The organism is Streptomyces sp. NPDC059787, from assembly GCF_042732315.1.
GTDB classification, from domain to species: domain Bacteria; phylum Actinomycetota; class Actinomycetes; order Streptomycetales; family Streptomycetaceae; genus Streptomyces; species Streptomyces atrovirens.
Genome location: NZ_JBHWHX010000005.1, coordinates 28,996 through 46,207, shown reverse-complemented (window position 1 = coordinate 46,207; position 17,212 = coordinate 28,996). Strand labels below are relative to the sequence as shown.

At 74.1% G+C, this 17,212-nt stretch carries 18 protein-coding genes; 7 read left to right on the top strand and 11 right to left on the bottom strand.

What is annotated here, in order from left to right:
* Window positions 1-74 precede the first annotated feature (74 nt).
* Both ACFV5H_RS06395 and ACFV5H_RS06390 read right to left on the bottom strand, forming a co-directional pair.
* A complete protein-coding gene (locus tag ACFV5H_RS06395; protein WP_385047512.1) occupies window positions 75-1,373 on the bottom strand; it encodes an ABC transporter substrate-binding protein in 1,299 nt (432 codons plus the stop codon).
* Window positions 1,342-1,917: a hypothetical protein gene (locus ACFV5H_RS06390; RefSeq protein WP_385193293.1), complete on the bottom strand. Its 576-nt coding sequence runs from the start codon at window positions 1,915-1,917 to the stop codon at window positions 1,342-1,344. Before ACFV5H_RS06390 ends, ACFV5H_RS06395 begins: the two co-directional genes overlap by 32 nt.
* Before the next feature lie 82 nt (window positions 1,918-1,999).
* Here ACFV5H_RS06390 and ACFV5H_RS06385 point away from each other — a divergent pair, with 82 nt between their 5' ends.
* From ACFV5H_RS06385 to ACFV5H_RS06375, 3 genes are read left to right on the top strand one after another with little or no spacing between them, the layout of a single operon-like run.
* On the top strand, window positions 2,000-2,476 hold the full coding sequence (locus tag ACFV5H_RS06385; protein WP_385047515.1) for a hypothetical protein: 477 nt from the start codon (window positions 2,000-2,002) through the stop codon (window positions 2,474-2,476).
* 10 nt (window positions 2,477-2,486) lie between these two features.
* Window positions 2,487-5,546, top strand: a complete 3,060-nt coding sequence (locus ACFV5H_RS06380) for an ATP-binding cassette domain-containing protein (protein WP_385193160.1) — start codon at window positions 2,487-2,489, stop codon at window positions 5,544-5,546.
* A complete protein-coding gene (locus ACFV5H_RS06375; protein ID WP_385193157.1) occupies window positions 5,543-6,205 on the top strand; it encodes an ABC transporter ATP-binding protein in 663 nt (220 codons plus the stop codon). The genes ACFV5H_RS06380 and ACFV5H_RS06375 overlap by 4 nt, the downstream gene beginning before the upstream one ends.
* Before the next feature lie 174 nt (window positions 6,206-6,379).
* Here the strand turns inward: ACFV5H_RS06375 and ACFV5H_RS06370 are convergent, their stop codons facing one another.
* Complete coding sequence (locus ACFV5H_RS06370) at window positions 6,380-7,018, bottom strand: transglycosylase family protein (RefSeq protein ID WP_385193154.1); 639 nt, start codon at window positions 7,016-7,018, stop codon at window positions 6,380-6,382.
* A gap of 540 nt (window positions 7,019-7,558) precedes the next feature.
* Here ACFV5H_RS06370 and ACFV5H_RS06365 point away from each other — a divergent pair.
* Window positions 7,559-8,341, top strand: a complete 783-nt coding sequence (locus ACFV5H_RS06365; RefSeq protein ID WP_385047525.1) for a hypothetical protein — start codon at window positions 7,559-7,561, stop codon at window positions 8,339-8,341.
* An 88-nt stretch (window positions 8,342-8,429) separates the two neighbouring features.
* Window positions 8,430-8,834, top strand: a complete 405-nt coding sequence (locus tag ACFV5H_RS06360; RefSeq protein WP_385047527.1) for a hypothetical protein — start codon at window positions 8,430-8,432, stop codon at window positions 8,832-8,834.
* A 61-nt stretch (window positions 8,835-8,895) separates the two neighbouring features.
* Here ACFV5H_RS06360 and der read toward each other — a convergent pair whose 3' ends face one another.
* The 5 genes from der to aroH form a co-directional block, all read right to left on the bottom strand.
* On the bottom strand, window positions 8,896-10,386 hold the full coding sequence (gene der, locus ACFV5H_RS06355; protein ID WP_385047529.1) for a ribosome biogenesis GTPase Der: 1,491 nt from the start codon (window positions 10,384-10,386) through the stop codon (window positions 8,896-8,898).
* 78 nt (window positions 10,387-10,464) lie between these two features.
* Window positions 10,465-11,112, bottom strand: a complete 648-nt coding sequence (locus ACFV5H_RS06350) for a lysophospholipid acyltransferase family protein (protein WP_385047532.1) — start codon at window positions 11,110-11,112, stop codon at window positions 10,465-10,467.
* The gene (gene cmk / locus ACFV5H_RS06345; protein WP_385047534.1) at window positions 11,109-11,795 is read right to left on the bottom strand and encodes a (d)CMP kinase; all 687 of its coding nucleotides are present in this window, start codon (window positions 11,793-11,795) and stop codon (window positions 11,109-11,111) included. The genes ACFV5H_RS06350 and cmk overlap by 4 nt, the downstream gene beginning before the upstream one ends.
* A gap of 168 nt (window positions 11,796-11,963) precedes the next feature.
* Window positions 11,964-13,049: a prephenate dehydrogenase gene (locus ACFV5H_RS06340; RefSeq protein ID WP_385193150.1), complete on the bottom strand. Its 1,086-nt coding sequence runs from the start codon at window positions 13,047-13,049 to the stop codon at window positions 11,964-11,966.
* Window positions 13,046-13,408, bottom strand: coding sequence for a chorismate mutase (gene aroH / locus ACFV5H_RS06335; protein ID WP_385193148.1), 363 nt, complete (start codon window positions 13,406-13,408; stop codon window positions 13,046-13,048). Before aroH ends, ACFV5H_RS06340 begins: the two co-directional genes overlap by 4 nt.
* A 193-nt stretch (window positions 13,409-13,601) precedes the next feature.
* Between aroH and ACFV5H_RS06330 the strand changes: the two genes are divergently transcribed.
* Window positions 13,602-14,018 carry a Rieske (2Fe-2S) protein gene (locus tag ACFV5H_RS06330; RefSeq protein WP_385193145.1) on the top strand — a complete coding sequence of 139 codons (417 nt, stop codon included), beginning with the start codon at window positions 13,602-13,604 and terminating at the stop codon, window positions 14,016-14,018.
* 22 nt (window positions 14,019-14,040) lie between these two features.
* Complete coding sequence (locus ACFV5H_RS06325; RefSeq protein ID WP_385047542.1) at window positions 14,041-14,784, top strand: DNA polymerase beta superfamily protein; 744 nt, start codon at window positions 14,041-14,043, stop codon at window positions 14,782-14,784.
* Here ACFV5H_RS06325 and ACFV5H_RS06320 read toward each other — a convergent pair.
* Genes ACFV5H_RS06320 through ACFV5H_RS06310 form a run of 3 tightly spaced genes read right to left on the bottom strand, consistent with a single transcriptional unit; the run spans window position 14,710 to window position 17,204 of the window.
* Window positions 14,710-15,462 (bottom strand): DNA polymerase beta superfamily protein, encoded by a 753-nt coding sequence (locus ACFV5H_RS06320; protein ID WP_385047544.1) that lies wholly within the window; start codon window positions 15,460-15,462, stop codon window positions 14,710-14,712. The two genes, ACFV5H_RS06325 and ACFV5H_RS06320, sit on opposite strands and share 75 nt — an antisense overlap.
* 3 nt (window positions 15,463-15,465) lie before the next feature.
* Entirely contained in the window at window positions 15,466-16,488 is a 1,023-nt protein-coding gene (locus ACFV5H_RS06315) for an ADP-ribosylglycohydrolase family protein (protein ID WP_385193143.1), read from the bottom strand.
* A complete protein-coding gene (locus tag ACFV5H_RS06310) occupies window positions 16,485-17,204 on the bottom strand; it encodes an NUDIX domain-containing protein (RefSeq protein ID WP_385047550.1) in 720 nt (239 codons plus the stop codon). The genes ACFV5H_RS06315 and ACFV5H_RS06310 overlap by 4 nt, the downstream gene beginning before the upstream one ends.
* Window positions 17,205-17,212 lie beyond the last annotated feature (8 nt).

The following is a 17,212-nucleotide window of genomic DNA, read 5'->3' as shown; positions in this document are numbered from 1 at the left end:
CCGCGTCGGGATCTCCGGCCTGTGGGCGAGTCCGCCGGCCGTCGCGGACAGCCACTGTCCTGGAGGGGCCGGGGTCAGGGCTCGTAGGCCAGGTGCGGCACCGTGAAACAGGTGCGGTTCATGTCGCCCTGCGACACCCAGCCCTCGCCGTCCCGCCAGCGGGCCACGGACAGACAGGTCCGGCTCGTGGCCGGTGGCTCGGGCGAGCGTTCGAACGAGACGGGCAGCAGCAGTCCGCCCGCGGTGTGGTCCCGGGCACGGTTCACGTGGGCGTCGACGCACGCGCGCGTGATGCCCGTACGGGCGCAGGACCGAGCCGCGTCGGTGAACCAGCGGGCGGCGGCCCAGCCCTCCAGCTGCCACTGGGAGTGCGTCCTGAGGTCCTCGGTGGCGTCCCGGAACGCGCGTACGGCCGGGTGTCCGGTGTCCTCGAAGTTGCGGCTGGAGCCGGTCGCCCACAGGGCGTTGCGGCAGTGCGGCGCGTCCTTGTAGTCCTCGGCGACGGTGGACGTCCAGTTCTGCACGTTGGTGACCTTGGCGGTGACCCGGGCGCCGACGTCGTCCATGGCCTGGCACAGGCGGGCGTTGCCGTGGTCGTCGATGGCGTCGAAGACCAGGTCGGCGCCCTGCTGCTTCAGGTCGGCGGCCACCGCGCGGAAGTTGGGCAGCGCGAAGTCGACCTGTTCGGTGACCACCTTGTAGCCCTCGGCCCTCAGGCCGCGTTCGACGAGACGGGCGTAGGCGGTGGACGCGGACTGGTTGTAGGAGACGACGGCGGCCGTGCGGGCGCCGTGCTCGCGCTTGAAGTAGCGGTACACCTCGGTGCCGCCGTACAGCTTTCCGTCCCAGCCGGGGGTGCCGTTCCTGGGCGCCTCACTGCCGTGGATGCCGTAGAGGTGCGGGTAGGTGTCGTAGGCGGCGCCGATGGGCTGGCCGCCGATGTCGGGCACGCCCGCGCGGGAGACGCGGGGGGCGCCCGCGTAGTCCAGGGCGGTGGTGGCGACCAGGGCGACGACCTTCTCCTCGTCGATCAGCCTGTGCACGCACTCGTTGTTGCCGACACCGCTGCCGCCGTCGTCGCACAGCCGCACCTCGACGCGCCGGCCGTCGATGCCGCCGCGCGCGTCGAGCCGGTCGAACCATGCCTTCGCACCGTCGCGCGGGCCGGTGAAGGCACCGCCGCCGACCGGGCTGGTGGCGCTGGTGACGATGCCGACGCGGATCGGCTCGCCGGCGTCCCGGGCGGTCGCGGACGGGCGGTCGTCCTGCTCGAAGTCGCTCTCCGGCAGGCGGCTGCCGCAGGCCGCGGTCAGGGCGAGGAGCGCCGCCGCGGCCAGTGCCTCAGCAGCCCGGGATGTCCGGGGGTGATTCATCGCCGCTCAGTCGCACGAGCGCGCACAGGGACTTGACGGACACCTTCCAGGTGCCGTCGTCGTCGACGGAGACCCCGGAGGCGTCCGGAAGGGCGGTGGCTCCCCTGAGGGTCAGGGTGAACGTCACGTCCGCCTCGGTCGGTGAGGTGAACGTGATCTCGGTGACCTCCGCCTTCACCTGTCCGACGCGGTTGTCGCCGCTGAACGCCTCGAGCACCGGGCCCAGCAGCTCACCGTTCTGCAGGAGTTTCTTCTTCTCGTCCACCGGGGTCTGGGGGTCGAAGAACTTCTCCCAGTTCTGCCGGATCTCCTGTTCGGCCTCCGCCTGGTTCGCGGGCGCGCTGCCCGGTGCGTTCGTCGTCCGGTCCGCCGACGGCGTGGAAGTCCCGCTGCCGCCGCCACCGCTGTCGTCGCCGCACGCCGCGAGGCCCGGCGCCAGGACCAGGAACAGGGCGGCGGCCAGCGCCGTGCCCCGTCCCGCCGTCCGTGGGCCGCGCCTTCCCGTCCGTGTGTTCCCCCGCCCGATGTCACTGCCGAGAACCATCTGGCTCACCAATCGGGTGTCGGTCCGGACCGTGTGCGCCCGGTGCTTTCAGGGTCGGGTCCCAGGGGGCATAGTGCAAGCCATGCGGACAGTCCGACTCCGGATCGCGCACCCCGTCCTCTGGGCGGGCTGGGCCGCGCTCGCCGCCGGCGCGGTGCTGTGCGTCATCGGCTGGTACGGCGTCTCGGGTGAGCGTCACACCGAACGGCAGCTGCCCTATCTGGCCTCCTGCAGCATCCCCGGAGCCGCGCTGATCGTCGCCGGTGCGGTGCTGCTCGCCCACGGCCGGGACGCGCTCGCCGCCACGCGCGTGGAGGAGCTGTACGGCCTGCTGGTCGCCGCCGATCCGGCCGGCGCCGACGAGCCGGGGCGGCCGGCCGGCGGGCCGGTGGCCGTCAGCCCGGAGACGCTGATGGTGCCGGGCGGGACGCTGTGGCACCGCGCGGACTGCCCGCTGGTCGCGGGGAAGGCGGAGGCGGTTCCGGTGGACGGGAGGTCGGCCGCGGGCGGTGGGCTGGGGCCCTGCCCGATCTGCGAACCCGCCGACGAGTCCGGCTGAGGCCTCGCCGATGTCCTCGCTGACGTACGACCTCACACTGGCCGGTCTGTCGGTGGGCGCCGCGGCGGCGCTCACCGGGATCGGTCTGGTCGTGACGTACCGGGCGACCGGGGTGCTGAACTTCGCGCACGGCGCGATCGCGATGGTGTGCGCGTATGTGCTGCGCGGCCTGGTCGTCGACCGGGGCTGGCCACTGTGGTCGGCCGCCGCACTGACGCTGCTGGTGGTGGCGCCGGGGATCGGGGTGGTGCTGGAGCGGTTCGTGTTCCGGCCCCTGTCCGTGCGGGGCGGCGGTCCGGCGCGGGCGCTGGTGGCGTCCATCGGGGTGTTCGTGCTGCTGGTGGGCGGGGCGGCACTGCTGTGGGGGCAGGGGGCGCGGGACGACGCGCCGGTGCTGGTGCCGGCGGAGCCGTGGGGGCAGCTCGCGGTGGTGGCCGTGCTGGCCGCCGGGGTCGGGGTGGTGATCCGCCGGACGCGGTTCGGGCGGGAGCTGCGGGCCGTCGTGGACGACCGGCGGCTGGCCGTGCTGGCCGGTGTGGACGCCGACCGGGTGGCGGCGGCGGGCTGGGCGTTCGGCTCGTTCACGGCCGGTCTGACCGGCGTGCTGCTGGCGCCGTACGTGCGGCTCGACCCGTACGGGCTGCCGCTGCTCGTGATGGAGGTGGTGGCGGTCGCGGTCGCCGCGCGGATGCGCGGTCCGACGGTGGCGGTGGTCGTCGCGCTCGGCATCGGGGTGGCGCAGAGTCAGCTGACGCGGTTGCACCCGTCCGGGTGGGGTGAGCCGTTGCTGCAGGCGGTGGGCGCCAACCTGTTCGTCGTGGCGCTGCTGGTCGCCGCCCTGGTGCTGCCCGGAGTCGGCACGCGCGACGCGTTCCCGCGCACGGCCACCGCGCGGGTACCGGCACCGCCGGGCGCCTGGGTCGTGGCCGGGGTGCTGTTCCTGCTGCCGCTGGGCCTCGCCGGGCGCGATCTGCACACGGCGGTGCAGGTGCCGGCGCTCGGGGTGGTGCTGCTGTCGCTGGTGGTGGTCACCGGCCGGGGCGGGCAGATCTCGCTCGGGCAGGCGGCGTACGCGGGTCTGGGCGCCCTCTTCACGGCGCTGCTGGCGGCCGGCCGCTTCCCCGGCCTGCCCCGGCTGCCGGAGCTGGCCGCGCTCGCGGTGGCGGTCGTCCTGGTGGCTCCGCTGGGTGTGCTGACCGGCTGGCCGGCGATCGGCCGCAGAGGCCTGGCACTGGCGCTGGCGACGTTCGCGGTGGGCGTCGGGGTGAGCCGTTTCGTCTTCGACCAGCCGTACGCCACGTCCGGACTGTCCCTGGGCCGCCCGGCGGGCTTCGACGACGACCGCGCGTACTACGTCCTGGAACTGGTCCTCCTGGCGTGCGCGCTGCTCGCTGCCCGGGCACTGCGCCGGGGCCGCACGGGCCGGGCCCTGGCGGCGATGCGGGACCACGAACCCGGGGCGCGGGCGGCGGGCGTGCGCGTGCCGTCGCTGAAACTCCTCGCCTTCGTGTCCGGGGCGGCGCTGGCCGCGCTCGGCGGCGGCATGCTCGGCATGGGGCTGCGCGCCTTCGACCCGGCCGCGTACGACCCCGTACGGGGCCTGCTGTGGTTCGCCGCGGTGGTGGTCCTGGGCGCCGACAGCGCCCTGGGCGCCCTTCTCGCCGCGGCCCTCCTGGTCGGCTTGGACGCGGGCACGCGCGGGGGCGTGGCAGCGGCGGTGATCGGCGTCCTGGCGGTCCTGTCCGGCCGCTTCCCTGACGGCCCGTACACGGCGCTGCGGGACGTCACGAACCGGCTCCGCCCGGTGCCGACCCTCCTGGCCGTACGCCTCCGCACCCGCCTGCACCCTCCGGAACCGCCACCGAAGCCGCCCCGGTCCCCGGCGGGCGCGACGGCGACGAGCACCGGACCGCGGCCGGACACCCGGACCGGCGAGCCGGGCACGGAGTCCGCCGGCCGTCCCGAACCCACCGGCGGACCACGAACGGCACCGCCGCCGGGCCGCCCCGCCGACGCCCCGGCACGACGGCGGGGGGACACGGTCCGGGAAGCCACCGGGAACACGCGCGCCACCGGACAGCCACCAGGACGCCCTCGCGGGGAGAAACCGGCGGGCGGAGAACCATCGGACCACCGGCCGCCCGGTCATGGGGCACGGGACCGGTTCGCCGGTCCCGCGGTGTCGGGGGAACCGCGCGCCGGGTGGGCCCGGGAGCTGTCCGGCCGGGGGGCGTCGCCCGCACCGGCGCGCCGTTCGGCGGAGCCGTACGCGCCGCACCGGCCCTCGGCGCCGGGCGCCGCGCCGGTGCGCGCGAGCGGCGGTGAGGCACCGGCGGGGCGTCGGCGCGCAGGGGGCTCCGCACCGGCCTTCGACCCCCCTGTGCTCGCCGCCCGCGGTCTGCGGGTCCGGTACGGCGGGTTCACCGCGTTGGACGGGGTGGATCTGGACGTCCCGGCCGGGCGGGTGACCGCTGTCGTCGGGCCCAACGGGGCCGGGAAGAGCACGCTGTTCCACTGTCTGGCGGGGACCCTGCGCCCCGCGCGGGGGTCGGTTTCGCTCGGCGGGCGGGACATCACGCGGCTGCCCGCGCACGCCCGCGCCCGGCTCGGGATCGCGCGGACGTTCCAGCAACTGGCGGTCTTCCCGACGCTGACCGTCGCCGAGAACGTGCGTGTCGGTGCCGAACGGGGCCGGCTGCGCGATCCCGGCGCGGTGGAGCGGACGCTGCGGCTCTTCGGGCTCGACGGGCCGATGAGGGCGCGGCCCGCCGCCGGGCTCCCCACCGGGACGCTGCGCCGGGTGGAGGTCGCGCGAGCCCTCGCCGCCGCCCCGCGCGTGCTGCTGCTCGACGAACCCGCCGCCGGTCTCGACACCGCCGAGGTCACCGCGCTGGCCCGGATCCTGAAGGCGCTGGCCGCCGACGGCACGGCCCTCCTGGTCGTCGAGCACGATCTCGACCTGGTCGCCGGCCTCGCCGACGTCGTGCACGTGATGACGGCGGGCCGGATCGTCGCCTCCGGACCGCCCGGGAGCGTCCTGGACACCCTCGGGGAGGCGACCGGCCCATGACCTTGATCTCCCTGCGCCACGCGCGCGTGCGGTACGGCCCCCTGGAGGCCCTGCACGGCGTCACCCTCGCCGCCCCCGGCCCCGGCGTCACCGTGCTGCTGGGCCGCAACGGCTCCGGCCGTACGACCGCCCTGCGCGCGCTGGCCGGTGACGTGCCGCTGTCCGGCGGGGCCGTGGTGTGGGACGGGCGGGACGTGACCGGCGTACCGGCGTACGAGCGGGCCCGGCGCGGGCTGTGCCTGGTGCCGGAGCGGCGGGCGGTGTTCGGTTCCCTCACCGTGCGGGAGAACCTCGCTCTCACCACCCCCGACCCCGCCCGTGCCCTCGACGCCTACCCGTCGCTGCGGCCGCTGCTGGAGCGCCGGGCCGGCACGCTCTCCGGAGGTGAGCAGCGGATGCTGGCCCTGTGCCGGGCGTTGTCGCCGCGCGTGCGCGTGGTGCTCGTCGACGAGCCCGCCCAGGGCATGTCACCGGCGGTCGCGGCCCGTACGTACGCGCTGCTGGCCGCGCTCGGCGCGTGCGTGGTCGTCGCCGAGCAGCGGCTGCCGCCCGCCCTGCACGGCCGTCCCGCCTTCGTGTACGTACTGCGCCGGGGCTCGGTGGTGTTCGCCGGGGAGACCGGCGAACTCGGCCGGTCCGCCTCCGCCCGGCAGCCGTAGGGCCCCGTCCGACCGGACGGGGCCCCGTGCCCGGGATCCTGTCGGCGAAGCCGGCGGCATGACGCCGGTGGGAGCCGGTCTCCCGGCAGAACGGCCCGCCGACGGCGTGTCGCCGGGAGATCCGCCCCCGTCGTGTCCCAGGGCCCGCGTCCGGAGGGCGGGCCCGGCGACGGCTCAGACGTCGAGGCGCTGTCCGGGCACGATCACGTCGGGGTCCCCGCCGATGACGGACCTGTTGGCCTCGTACAGGCGCTGCCAGGTCGTGCCGTACCGCGCGGCGATCCCGCTCAGCGTGTCGCCCGCGCGGACGGTGTGGTCGCCGCGGGACGTGCTCCGGTCCGTGTGCCCGGAGGATGTCGAAGTCCTGGCCGGCTCCGACGACTTCGACTGCTTCGACGGAGCCCGCTCCGTGGTCACCGGGTCCGCGGCGGGTGCGCTCCCGGACGCCCCCGCGCGTGCCGAGCAGGTCGGCCAGGCGCCCCAGCCCTGGGCGCGCTGCACCTTCGTGGCGACCGCGATCTGCTGGGCCCTGGTGGCCCGGTCGGCCGTCGGCGCGTAGGCCGTGCCGCCGTAGGCGCGCCAGGTGGCGCCGGAGAACTGCAGTCCGCCGTAGTAGCCGTTGCCGGTGTCGATGTGCCAGTCGCCGCCGCTCTCGCACTGTGCGATGCGGTCCCACACTCCGCCGTCCGCCGCCGTGGCGTTCCCGGTCGCGGCGAGCAGTCCGAGGGGCGCGAGCAGCGCCGCACCGGCCAGGACGGCCGTCGTACGGGTCGTGCGGAGGTGGTCGCGGGTGTTATCGGCACATTCGGACATGTAGATCCTTCCCGAAGGACTCGGGGTCCCCGAGGCGGAGTGCCGCCCGCCGCGTCGTGGGACGCGTGGGCCGCGCTCGCCCCGTCCGCCTTCGGGGTCGTGCGGTGGTGCCGTGTGGTGCGGTCGGCGGACGTACCCGAGCGGTGCTCGCTGCACACGGCGGAGGAATCTAAGGAGCCTCCGGTACCGGGATCAACCAACGCCCCGTCATGCCAGGCCAGTTGCCGCTTACCTCGGGTAGCGGCGATTTTCGGCCACCCACTTCATTCCCTGATTTCAGGATTTGTCGACCAGTGGACAGGGCGATCTGTGAGCCACCTCACCTCCTCAACGGCAGTACAGCGAGGGGCAGTTGACGATGAGTGGCCGATTCCGCGCCGAGCGTGACCGTACGCGCTGGATGGTTCGATTCCGTTCGCCCTGGGGCGTGACTACCGCCACAGATCGCCCGTTGTCTTCTTCATGAGCCGGGGACCCACCCGGACCACGGGCCGGGAGCCACCCGGCCTCGCCACGCACCGCATCCCGAGGGAGCCACCCGTGCCGCGCATGCTCGACGTCAGCGACGAGGTACGCGCCGAGATCGGCGACGAAGAAGCAGCCCGCCTGCTCGCCGGAGAGTCCGCCCCGGGCAGTTACGACTGCACCTCCTGTCGCACCCCGGGCGACCCGGAGCAGGAGCGCACCAGCACCGTCCTGTTCATCGGGGACGAGACCGCCGTCCTCGCCTTCGCCCACGCCGGCTGCCTGCCCTCGCAGGTCGTCCAGGTCACCGAGGAGCAACTCCAGGGCGCCGTGCGGGCCATCGGCGGCGACACCGGGGAACCGGCGTCCGCGAAGGCCGCCCCCGAGCAGGCCGTGCTCGGGGTGACCAGCGGACTGGTCCTGATCTCCGGGGAGTTGCACCCGGCACTGGTCGTGGAGCCGACCGCGCCGGTCGCGCGGCCCGGTTCGCTCGGGGCCGGCGACGACTTCCTGCCACTCCTCATCGAGCAGGGCTTCATGCCGCTGACCGAGCTGTCGGCCGTACCGCCGGCACTGCACGGCTGGTCGGTCCTGCTCGCCGCGGGGCAGCTGCACGCCGTGCTCCAGCCGAACCCGGCCGGCGGCCGTCCGGTGGCCTGGTGGCAGGCGCACCAGCCGCTCCAGGTCACCGACGGCTGGCGGTCGGCCGCCAACAAGCACCAGCAGGTGCTGATGTTCGCGGCCCCGGTCGGCTCGATCGGCCGCCAGCCGCGCGAGGACCTGCTGCGCGACGCGCTGGACAAGGCGGCGGCGAACGGCAAGCTCGTCGCCGCGGCGCTGCCGCTGGCGGGTCTCTGACCGGCCCGGCGGACACCACACCGCCGGACAACCGGCGAAAGCCGCAAAAATGCCGCATCCCTTACGGCACGGGGTCGTTTGGACATACGTGCACGCATACGACGTTCCCCGCCGCCAGTCCCTCGCCCCGGTCCCCGCACCCGTGCGCCCGGAGCGGGACTCCCGGAGCGGCCTCTCGGCCACGCCAATCTACGACGCGCTCTACACCGAGTACGTCAAGTCCTTCCGTTCGCTGCCGGGTGACCGCAGCGGCGAGGAGGAGCTGGGCTTCACCGCCTTCGGGAACATCCCGCGTGGTGCGGGCTCGTACGGCGGCCACAGCCCGAGCACGTTCGGCGCCTCCCTCGTGAGCGGTGCCCACGGCGCGGGGGCGGGCGGCGGCCGGCAGGGCGCCGGACCGCAGTGGCAGCGGGTCGGCACGGTCGGCAGGCCCGCCTCCGGGATGCACCATGTGCCGGCCGGGCTGCCGCCGGCGCCGCGCAGAGGCGCCTGACCCGGAGTACGGCGAAGGGGCGGCCCCACCGGGACCGCCCCTTCGTCGTGCCTGCCGTCGGCTACTTCTTCTTGCCGCGCTTCTCCCGCACCCGCACGGAGATGTGGATCGGCGTCCCCTCGAAGCCGAACTCCTCCCGCAGCCGGCGCTCGATGAACCGCCGGTAGCCCGCCTCGATGAAGCCGGAGGCGAACAGCACGAACCGCGGCGGCTTGGTGCCGGCCTGGGTGCCGAAGAGGATGCGCGGCTGCTTGCCGCCCCGCACGGGGTGCGGGTGGGCGGCGACCAGCTCGCCGAGGAAGGCGTTCAGCCTGCCCGTCGGAACCCGCGTCTCCCAGCCCTCCAGGGCCGTCTCGATGGCCGGGACCAGCTTCTCCATGTGCCGTCCGGTGCGCGCCGAGACGTTCACCCGCGGCGCCCACACCACCTGGCCGAGCTCGGTCTCGATCTCCCGCTCCAGGTAGTAGCGGCGCTCCTCGTCGAGGGTGTCCCACTTGTTGAAGGCGAGGACGATCGCGCGGCCCGCCTCCACGGCCATGGTGACGATCCGCTGGTCCTGCACCGAGATGGAGTCGGCGGCGTCGATGAGGACGACGGCCACCTCCGCCTTCTCGACGGCGGCGGCGGTGCGCAGCGAGGCGTAGTAGTCGGCGCCCTGCTGGAGGTGGACGCGCTTGCGGATGCCCGCAGTGTCGACGAACTTCCAGGTCTTGCCGCCGAGTTCGATCATCTCGTCGACCGGGTCACGGGTGGTGCCGGCGAGTTCGTTGACGACGACCCGGTCCTCGCCCGCGACCTTGTTCAGCAGCGAGGACTTGCCGACGTTGGGCCTGCCGATCAGGGCGATGCGGCGCGGGCCGCCGACGGTGGTGCCGAAGGTCTGCGCCGGGGCCTCGGGCAGGGCCTCCAGGACCTGGTCCAGCATGTCGCCGGTGCCGCGGCCGTGCAGCGCGGAGACCGGGTGCGGCTCGCCGAGGCCCAGGGACCACAGGTAGGACGCGTCGGCCTCGCCGCTCGGGCCGTCCACCTTGTTGGCGCACAGCACGACCGGCTTGCCGGCCTTGCGCAGCAGCCGGACGACGGCCTCGTCGGTGTCGGTCGCGCCGACCTTGGCGTCCACGACGAAGACGACCGCGTCGGCGGCCTCGATGGCGTACTCGGCCTGGGCGGCCACGGAGGCGTCGATGCCGAGGACGTCCTGCTCCCAGCCGCCGGTGTCGACGACCTTGAAGCGGCGGCCCGCCCACTCGGCCTCGTAGGTGACGCGGTCGCGGGTGACGCCCGGCTTGTCCTCGACGACCGCCTCACGGCGGCCGATGATGCGGTTCACCAGGGTCGACTTGCCGACATTGGGGCGGCCGACGACGGCGAGCACGGGCAGCGGACCGTGGCCCGCCGCCTCGATGGCGCCCTCGACGTCCTCGAGGTCGAAGCCCTCCTCCGCGGCGAGCTCCATGAACTCCGCGAACTCGGCATCGCCCAGCGCCCCGTGATCGTGCTCGTGCGCACCCTCGTACGCGTCCGAGCCGTCGGGCTGGATGTGGTCGTTCATGAAGTCCGTACCTCGTCGTTCATCGTGGTGATCGGTGGAACGCCCCGTTCGAGGGGTGGTCCACTACTCGAGTGTCGCCTAGCGCCCGGTGAGGCGCCTGGCGTTTTCCAGGTGGGCGGTGAGCTGCTTCTGGATGCGTTCGGTCGCCTCGTCCAGCGCCTTGCGCGTCCGTCTGCCGCTGCCGTCGCCCGCGTCGAAGGGGTCGCCGAAGACGACGTCCACGCGGGAGCGCAGCGGGGGCAGCCCCTTCATCAACCGTCCGCGCCGCTCGGAACTTCCCAGGACGGCCACCGGCACGATCGGCGCGTCGCCGCGTACGGCGAAGTAGGCGAGCCCCGCGCGGAGCGAGGCGAAGTCGCCCTCGCCGCGCGTGCCCTCCGGGAAGATGCCGAGGACGCCGCCCTGCCGCAGTACGCCCAGCGCCCGGGAGATCGCCGTGCGGTCGGTGGTGTCGCGGTCCACCTTGAGCTGGCCGATGCCGGTCAGGAACGGGTCGAGCGGGCCGACGAACGCCTCCTTCTTGATCAGGAAGTGCGTCGGCCGGGGTGCCACGCCCATGACCATGGGGCCGTCGATGTTGTGGGAGTGGTTCACGGCGAAGATCAGCGGACCGGCCGCGGGCACCCGCCAGGCGCCCAGCACACGCGGCTTGAACAGCCCGTACATCAGGCCGACGCCGATGCGCCGGCCGACCTCGGCGCTCCGCACCGATGGGACGTCGGTCACTTCCCGGCCCGCTTCTCCTCGACGAGGGTGACGACACACTCGATGACCTGCTGGAGCGTGAGGTCGGTGGTGTCCACCTCGACCGCGTCGCCGGCCTTGGCCAGCGGGGAGGTCTTGCGGCCGGCGTCGGCCGCGTCCCGCTTGATCAGGGCCTCGCGGGTGGTGTTCAGGTCCGCGCCCTTGAGCTCGCCGCTGCGGCGGGCGGCACGGGCCTCCGCGCTGGCGGTGAGGAAGATCTTCAGGTCGGCGTCGGGCAGCACGGTGGTGCCGATGTCGCGGCCCTCGACGACGATGCCGGTGACGGCGGAGGCGGCGATGGACCGCTGCAGCTCGGTGATCCGGGCCCGCACGTCGGGGACCGCGGAGACCGCGCTGACCTTGGAGGTGACGTCCTGTCCGCGGATCGGGCCGGCCACGTCGACGCCGTCGACGGTGATCGTCGGGTCCTGGGGGTCCGTACCGGAGACGATCTCGGGCTTCCCGGCGACGGCGGCGATCGCGGACGGGTCGTCTATGTCGATGCCGTTGGTCACCATCCACCAGGTGATCGCCCGGTACTGGGCGCCGGTGTCCAGGTAGCTCAGGCCGAGCTGCGCCGCCACGGCCTTCGAGGTGCTCGACTTGCCCGTGCCGGAGGGGCCGTCGATGGCGACAATCACGGGCTGGGCGGCGCCGTTTTCCACGGGGGAACACCTTCCTGGTGCGGTGGAGTGGTGTGTACGGGGCGCGGACACGCCCCGCACCAGATTACCGGCCCCCGGGAACCCTTCCGACAAGCGGACGATCCGGCCCTCCGGGGGACGGGCCGCCCCCGGGTCCTCCCCCGCCCCGGCCCGTCACCGGCGGATCCGTCACTGGCGGATCGCCCAGCCCCGCTCCCGCAGCCCCGCGGTGAGGGCCGGGGCCGTCCTGGGCTCCACCATGAGCTGGACCAGACCGGCCTGCTGTCCGGTGGCGTGCTCGATGCGGACGTCCTCGATGTTGGCGCCGGCGCGCTCGGCGTCCGCGAAGATGCGGGCGAGCTGGCCGGGCTGGTCGTCGATGAGCACCGTCACGGTCTCGTAGACGCGCGGCGCGGAGCCGTGCTTGCCGGGGACGCGGACCTGCCCCGCGTTGCCGCGGCGCAGCACGTTCTCGATGCCGGTGCTGCCCTCGCGGCGCTTGTCCCCGTCGGAGGACTGCAGCGCGCGCAGGGCGCGCACGGTCTCCTCCAGGTCGGCGGCGACGTCCGTGAGCAGGTCGGCGACCGGGCCGGGGTTCGCGGAGAGGATGTCGATCCACATCCGGGGGTCGGAGGCGGCGATCCGGGTCACGTCCCGGATGCCCTGCCCGCACAGTCGTACGGCGGCCTCCTCGGCGTGCTCCAGGCGCGCGGCGACCATGCTGGACACCAGGTGGGGCATGTGGGAAACGAGGGCCACGGCCCGGTCGTGGGCGTCGGCGTCCATGACGACGGGTACGGCCCTGCAGTGCGAGACCAGCTCCAGGGCGAGGTTCAGCACCTCGGTGTCGGTGTCCCGGGTCGGGGTGAGCACCCAGGGGCGCCCCTCGAAGAGGTCCCCGGTGGCGGCCAGCGGACCGGACCGCTCGCGGCCGGACATCGGGTGGGTGCCGATGTACGACGCCAGGTCGAGCCCGCGCTCCTGGAGCTCGCGGCGCGGTCCGCCCTTGACGCTGGCGACGTCGATGTAGCCGCGTGCCGCGCCGCGCCGCATCGCGTCGGCGAGCACGTCGGCCACATGGGCGGGCGGGGCGGCGACGATCGCCAGGTCGACCGGCCCGTCGGGGGCCTCGTCCGTGCCGGCGCCGAGCGCGGCGGCCGTACGGGCCTGCTCCGGGTCGTGGTCGGTGAGGTGGACGACGACGCCCCGCCGGTTCAGGGCGAGCGCGGCGGACGTGCCGATGAGCCCGGTGCCGATGACGAGTGCGGTCCTCACTGGGCGATGTCCTTGCGCAGGGCGGCCGCCGCGCCGAGGTAGACGTGCGCGACGTCCGCGCGGGGCTTGTCGCACTCGATGTGCGCGAGGACCCGGACGACACAGGGCATGGCGCCCTCGATGTCCAGTTCCTGGGCGCAGATCAGGGGGACGTCGACGATGCCGAGCTTGCGGGCGGCGGCGGCCGGGAAGTCGCTGTGCAGATCGGGTGTGGCCGTGAACCAGAGGCTGATCAGGTCGTCGGTGTGCAGGCCGTTGCGCTCCAGGATCGCGGTGAGCAGCGCGCCGACCTGCTCCTCCATGTGACCGGCCTCGTCCCGCTCCAACTGGACGGCCCCCCGGACCGCGCGTACCGCCACGACGATGCTCCTTGCTGACGTGCCTGTCTGCTGTTCGGTCGTCCAGCGTAGTCAGCCCGCGCGGGAGGGGCGCCGGGCGCCCGCCCGCTGAGACGGGCGATGTGCGCGCTTCATGGCGTTTTGTTGTGTTTTGCTTCTTGTTCGGCGGGTTCGGTGTCAGGATGCGGGAACCGCGACCTCCGGGAGTGACGACATGACCCCTCGTGCAACACGCCGCACGGTTCTGCTCGCGACGGGCGCGGCGGCGCTGGCCGCGGGCTGCGGCTCGGACGGCGGGAACGGCGGAAACGGCAGGGACGGCGGCACCCCGCCGGAGACCACCGGGCAGGAGCTGATCTCGACCACCGACGTCCCGGTGGGCGGAGGGACGGTCCTCGCGGACGAGAAGATCGTGGTCACCCAGCCGCAGGAGGGCGACTTCAAGGCCTTCTCGGCGATCTGCACCCACCAGGGCTGTGTCGTGGCCGACGTCGCGGACGGCACCGTCGACTGCGCCTGCCACGGCAGCCGCTTCAGGATCACCGACGGCTCGGTGGAGCGGGGCCCCGCGACCCGGCCACTGCCCGAGGAACCGATCACGGTGGAGGGAAATTCGATCCGCCGGGCGTGATCCACCGCGTACGCTCCCGGGCATGCGCCCCGAGACCCTGGTCGGCGACCACACGATCTACGCCTGTGTCATGGGTTCGCGCGCCTTCGGTCTGGCCACCGAGGGCAGCGACACCGACCGCCGGGGCGTCTTCCTCGCGCCCACTCCCCTGTTCTGGCGCTTCGAGAAGCCGCCGACGCACATCGAGGGCCCGGCCGAGGAACAGTTCAGCTGGGAACTGGAACGCTTCTGCGAGCTGGCCCTGCGCGCCAACCCCAACATCCTGGAGTGCCTGCACTCCCCGCTGGTGGAGTACGCCGACGCCACCGGCCGCGAGCTGTTGTCCCTGCGCGAGGCGTTCCTCTCCCGCAAGGTCCACGAGACGTTCACGCGGTACGCCCACGGCCAGCGCCGCAAGCTGGAGGCGGACGTCCGCGCACACGGCGCCCCGCGCTGGAAGCACGCGATGCACCTGCTCCGCCTGCTGATCAGCGCCCGCGACCTGCTCCGTACGGGCACCCTCACGATCGACGTGGGCGAGGAGCGCGAGCCGCTGCTCGCGGTGAAGCGGGGCGAGGTGTCCTGGCCCGGGTTCGAGGCGCGGATGACCCGCCTGGCGCGGGAGGCCGAGCAGGCCGCCCACCACAGCCCGCTCCCCGCGGAACCGGACCGCCGCCGGGTCGAGGACTTCCTCGTCCGCACCCGCCGTGCCTCAGCCCTCCAGACGGGTCCGTACGACGAGGTCGTGCAGGGCGTCGTACGCGGTGGGGGCGTCGGGCAGGGCTGACGCGGCCTGCGCCTCGTCCAGTACGCCGTGCAGCCGCTCCACGTCGGCCCGTACGCGTGCGTGGTCGACGGGGGCGTCCCCGTGCTCGCGCTCCGCCTTGGCGGCGATCAGCTCCGGCAGGTGGTCCGGGGCGGCGTCGACCTCCCCGGCGAGGGTGGGCAGATGGGGCTGCACCTCGCCGGAGCGCATCAGGTGGATGCCGGTGAGCAGCACCCGGAAGGTGTAGAGCAGCGGTTTGAGTTCGCCGGTCCTCTCGAACAGCCGCCACTGGGTCCGGGCGAACCCCCGGTAGTGGTGGGCGTGGTGGCCGGTGAGGACGCCCGGGGCGAGCGCGGCCAGTTCGCGGTGGGTGTCGGTGGTGTGCACGACCAGCGGGGACAGCAGCTGTTCCAGGACGTAGCCGTTGCGGCGCAGCATCAGGCGGACGAACTTGCGCAGGTCGTGCGTGACCAGGTCCATCTCGACGCCGTCCCGGACCCACATCCGGGACCGGGTCTCGTCCGGCTCGCGCAGTCCGACGAGGTCGGCGGCCGGCAGCAGGTGCGCGCCCCGCAGGTCCACGTCGGAGTCGCGGGACGGGAAGCCGTACAGGTGCGCGCCGGAGACGGTGGCGAACAGCACCGGGTCGGGCTGTTCGGCGATCACCGGGCTCAGGTCGAGGTCCAGGGCGTCGATCATCGCTCAAGCGTCCCAGAGCGTTCCCAGCGCCAGCAGTTCGCCCCGGTACTCGATGCGGTCCGCCCACTCGGCGGGCCAGGCGTCCGCGCCCAGGTACGCGCCGGCGAAGGCGCCCGTGAGGCAGGCGATGGAGTCGGAGTCTCCGGCCGTGCAGGCGGCGCGGCGCAGGGCGGTGAGGGGTTCGTCGACGAAGAGGAGGAAGCACAGCAGGCCGGTCGCCAGGGCCTCCTCGGCGATCCAGCCCTCGCCCGTGGCCAGGCAGGGGTCGGTCTCGGGCGAGACGGTCCGTACGGCGTCCCGGAGGCGCTCCAGGACGCCCAGGCACTCGTCCCAGCCCCGCGCGATGAAGTGCTCGGGGGTGGGGTCCTGGGCGCGGGTCCACAGGTCGCCGAGCCAGAACTCGTGGTAGCGGGTGCGGTTGTCGTAGGCGTAGGAGCGCAGCAGTCCGATCAGGCCGGTCGGCTCGGCGCCCTCCGCCAGCAGCCGTACGGCGTGCGCGGTGAGGTCGGAGGCGGCGAGCGCGGTGGGGTGGCCGTGGGTGAGGGCGGACTGCAACTGGGCGGCACCCGCGCGCTGTTCGTCGGTCAGGCCGGGGGCCAGGCCCACGGGGGCGACGCGCATGTTGGCGCCGCAGCCCTTGGAGCCGGTCTGGCTGGCGTCCTGCCAGCGCCGGTCCTCGCGGGCCAGCAGGTGGCAGGCCTTGAGGCAGGTGTTGCCGGGGGCGCGGTTGTTCTCGGGCGAACGCCACCACTCCACGAACTCCTCGCGCACCGGCCGCTCCAGCCGCTTCGGGGTGAGCAGTCCCCGGTCCATGGCCGTGCGCAGCCCTCTGCCGAGCGCGAGGGTCATCTGGGTGTCGTCGGTGACGATCGCCGGCCTGGGCAGGTCCATCCCCCGCCAGGGTCCGGACTTCGCGAGGATCGACGGCACGTCGTTGAACTCGGTCGGGAAGCCCAGCGCGTCCCCCAGGGCGAGTCCGGTGAGCGCCCCCGTGGCGGCGCGCTTGGTGACGGTGGTCGTGGTCATGCGGGGCGTCCTTCCGGAGTGGGCCGGAGCAGGGGCGGGTGGAGGGCGGTGGCGGTGCCCGCGCGGTGGAGCGCGGCGGGTTTGCCCCGGCCGCCGGTGAGGCGCGCGGCACCGGGGACGGCTTCGACGAAGCCCGGGGTGGCGAGCACCTTGCGCCGGAAGTTGGGCCGGTCCAGGGCGGTGCCCCACACGGTCTCGTAGACCTGTTGCAGCTCGCCGAGGGTGAACTCGGGCGGGCAGAAGGCGGTGGCGAGGCAGGTGTACTCGAGCTTGGCGCCGACGCGTTCCCGCGCGTCGGCCAGGATCCGGCCGTGGTCGAAGGCGAGCTCCCGCGCGGAGTCGTACGGCGTCCAGCGGGCCTGCGCCGCGTCGCTGCCGCCGTGCGCCTCGGGGGCGTCGGGCAGCAGCGCGGCGAACGCGACCGACACGACCCGCATCCGGGGGTCGCGGTCGGGTTCGCTGTAGGTCCGCAGCTGCTCCAGATGCAGCCCGGACACGTCCGTCAGCCCGGTCTCCTCGCCCAGTTCGCGCCGCGCGGCGCTCTCGGCGGACTCGTCCGGCCGGACGAAGCCGCCGGGCAGCGCCCACCGTCCGGCGTACGGCTCCTGGCCGCGCTCGACGAGCAGGACGTGCAGCGCGCCCGCGCGGAGGGTGAACACGGCGAGGTCGACGGTGACGGCGAAGGGTTCGAAGGCGTACTTGTCGTAGCCGTCCATGACCCGCA

Coding starts and splice junctions, on each gene's coding strand:
- ACFV5H_RS06395 (WP_385047512.1), bottom strand. CDS start 1,373: ATGAATCACCCCCGGACATCCCGGGCTGCTGAGGCACTGGCCGCGGCG.
- ACFV5H_RS06390 (WP_385193293.1), bottom strand. CDS start 1,917: ATGGTTCTCGGCAGTGACATCGGGCGGGGGAACACACGGACGGGAAGG.
- ACFV5H_RS06385 (WP_385047515.1), top strand. CDS start 2,000: ATGCGGACAGTCCGACTCCGGATCGCGCACCCCGTCCTCTGGGCGGGC.
- ACFV5H_RS06380 (WP_385193160.1), top strand. CDS start 2,487: ATGTCCTCGCTGACGTACGACCTCACACTGGCCGGTCTGTCGGTGGGC.
- ACFV5H_RS06375 (WP_385193157.1), top strand. CDS start 5,543: ATGACCTTGATCTCCCTGCGCCACGCGCGCGTGCGGTACGGCCCCCTG.
- ACFV5H_RS06370 (WP_385193154.1), bottom strand. CDS start 7,018: ATGTCCGAATGTGCCGATAACACCCGCGACCACCTCCGCACGACCCGT.
- der (WP_385047529.1), bottom strand. CDS start 10,386: ATGAACGACCACATCCAGCCCGACGGCTCGGACGCGTACGAGGGTGCG.
- ACFV5H_RS06330 (WP_385193145.1), top strand. CDS start 13,602: ATGACCCCTCGTGCAACACGCCGCACGGTTCTGCTCGCGACGGGCGCG.
- ACFV5H_RS06325 (WP_385047542.1), top strand. CDS start 14,041: ATGCGCCCCGAGACCCTGGTCGGCGACCACACGATCTACGCCTGTGTC.
- ACFV5H_RS06320 (WP_385047544.1), bottom strand. CDS start 15,462: ATGATCGACGCCCTGGACCTCGACCTGAGCCCGGTGATCGCCGAACAG.
- ACFV5H_RS06315 (WP_385193143.1), bottom strand. CDS start 16,488: ATGACCACGACCACCGTCACCAAGCGCGCCGCCACGGGGGCGCTCACC.
- ACFV5H_RS06310 (WP_385047550.1), bottom strand. CDS start 17,204: ATGGACGGCTACGACAAGTACGCCTTCGAACCCTTCGCCGTCACCGTC.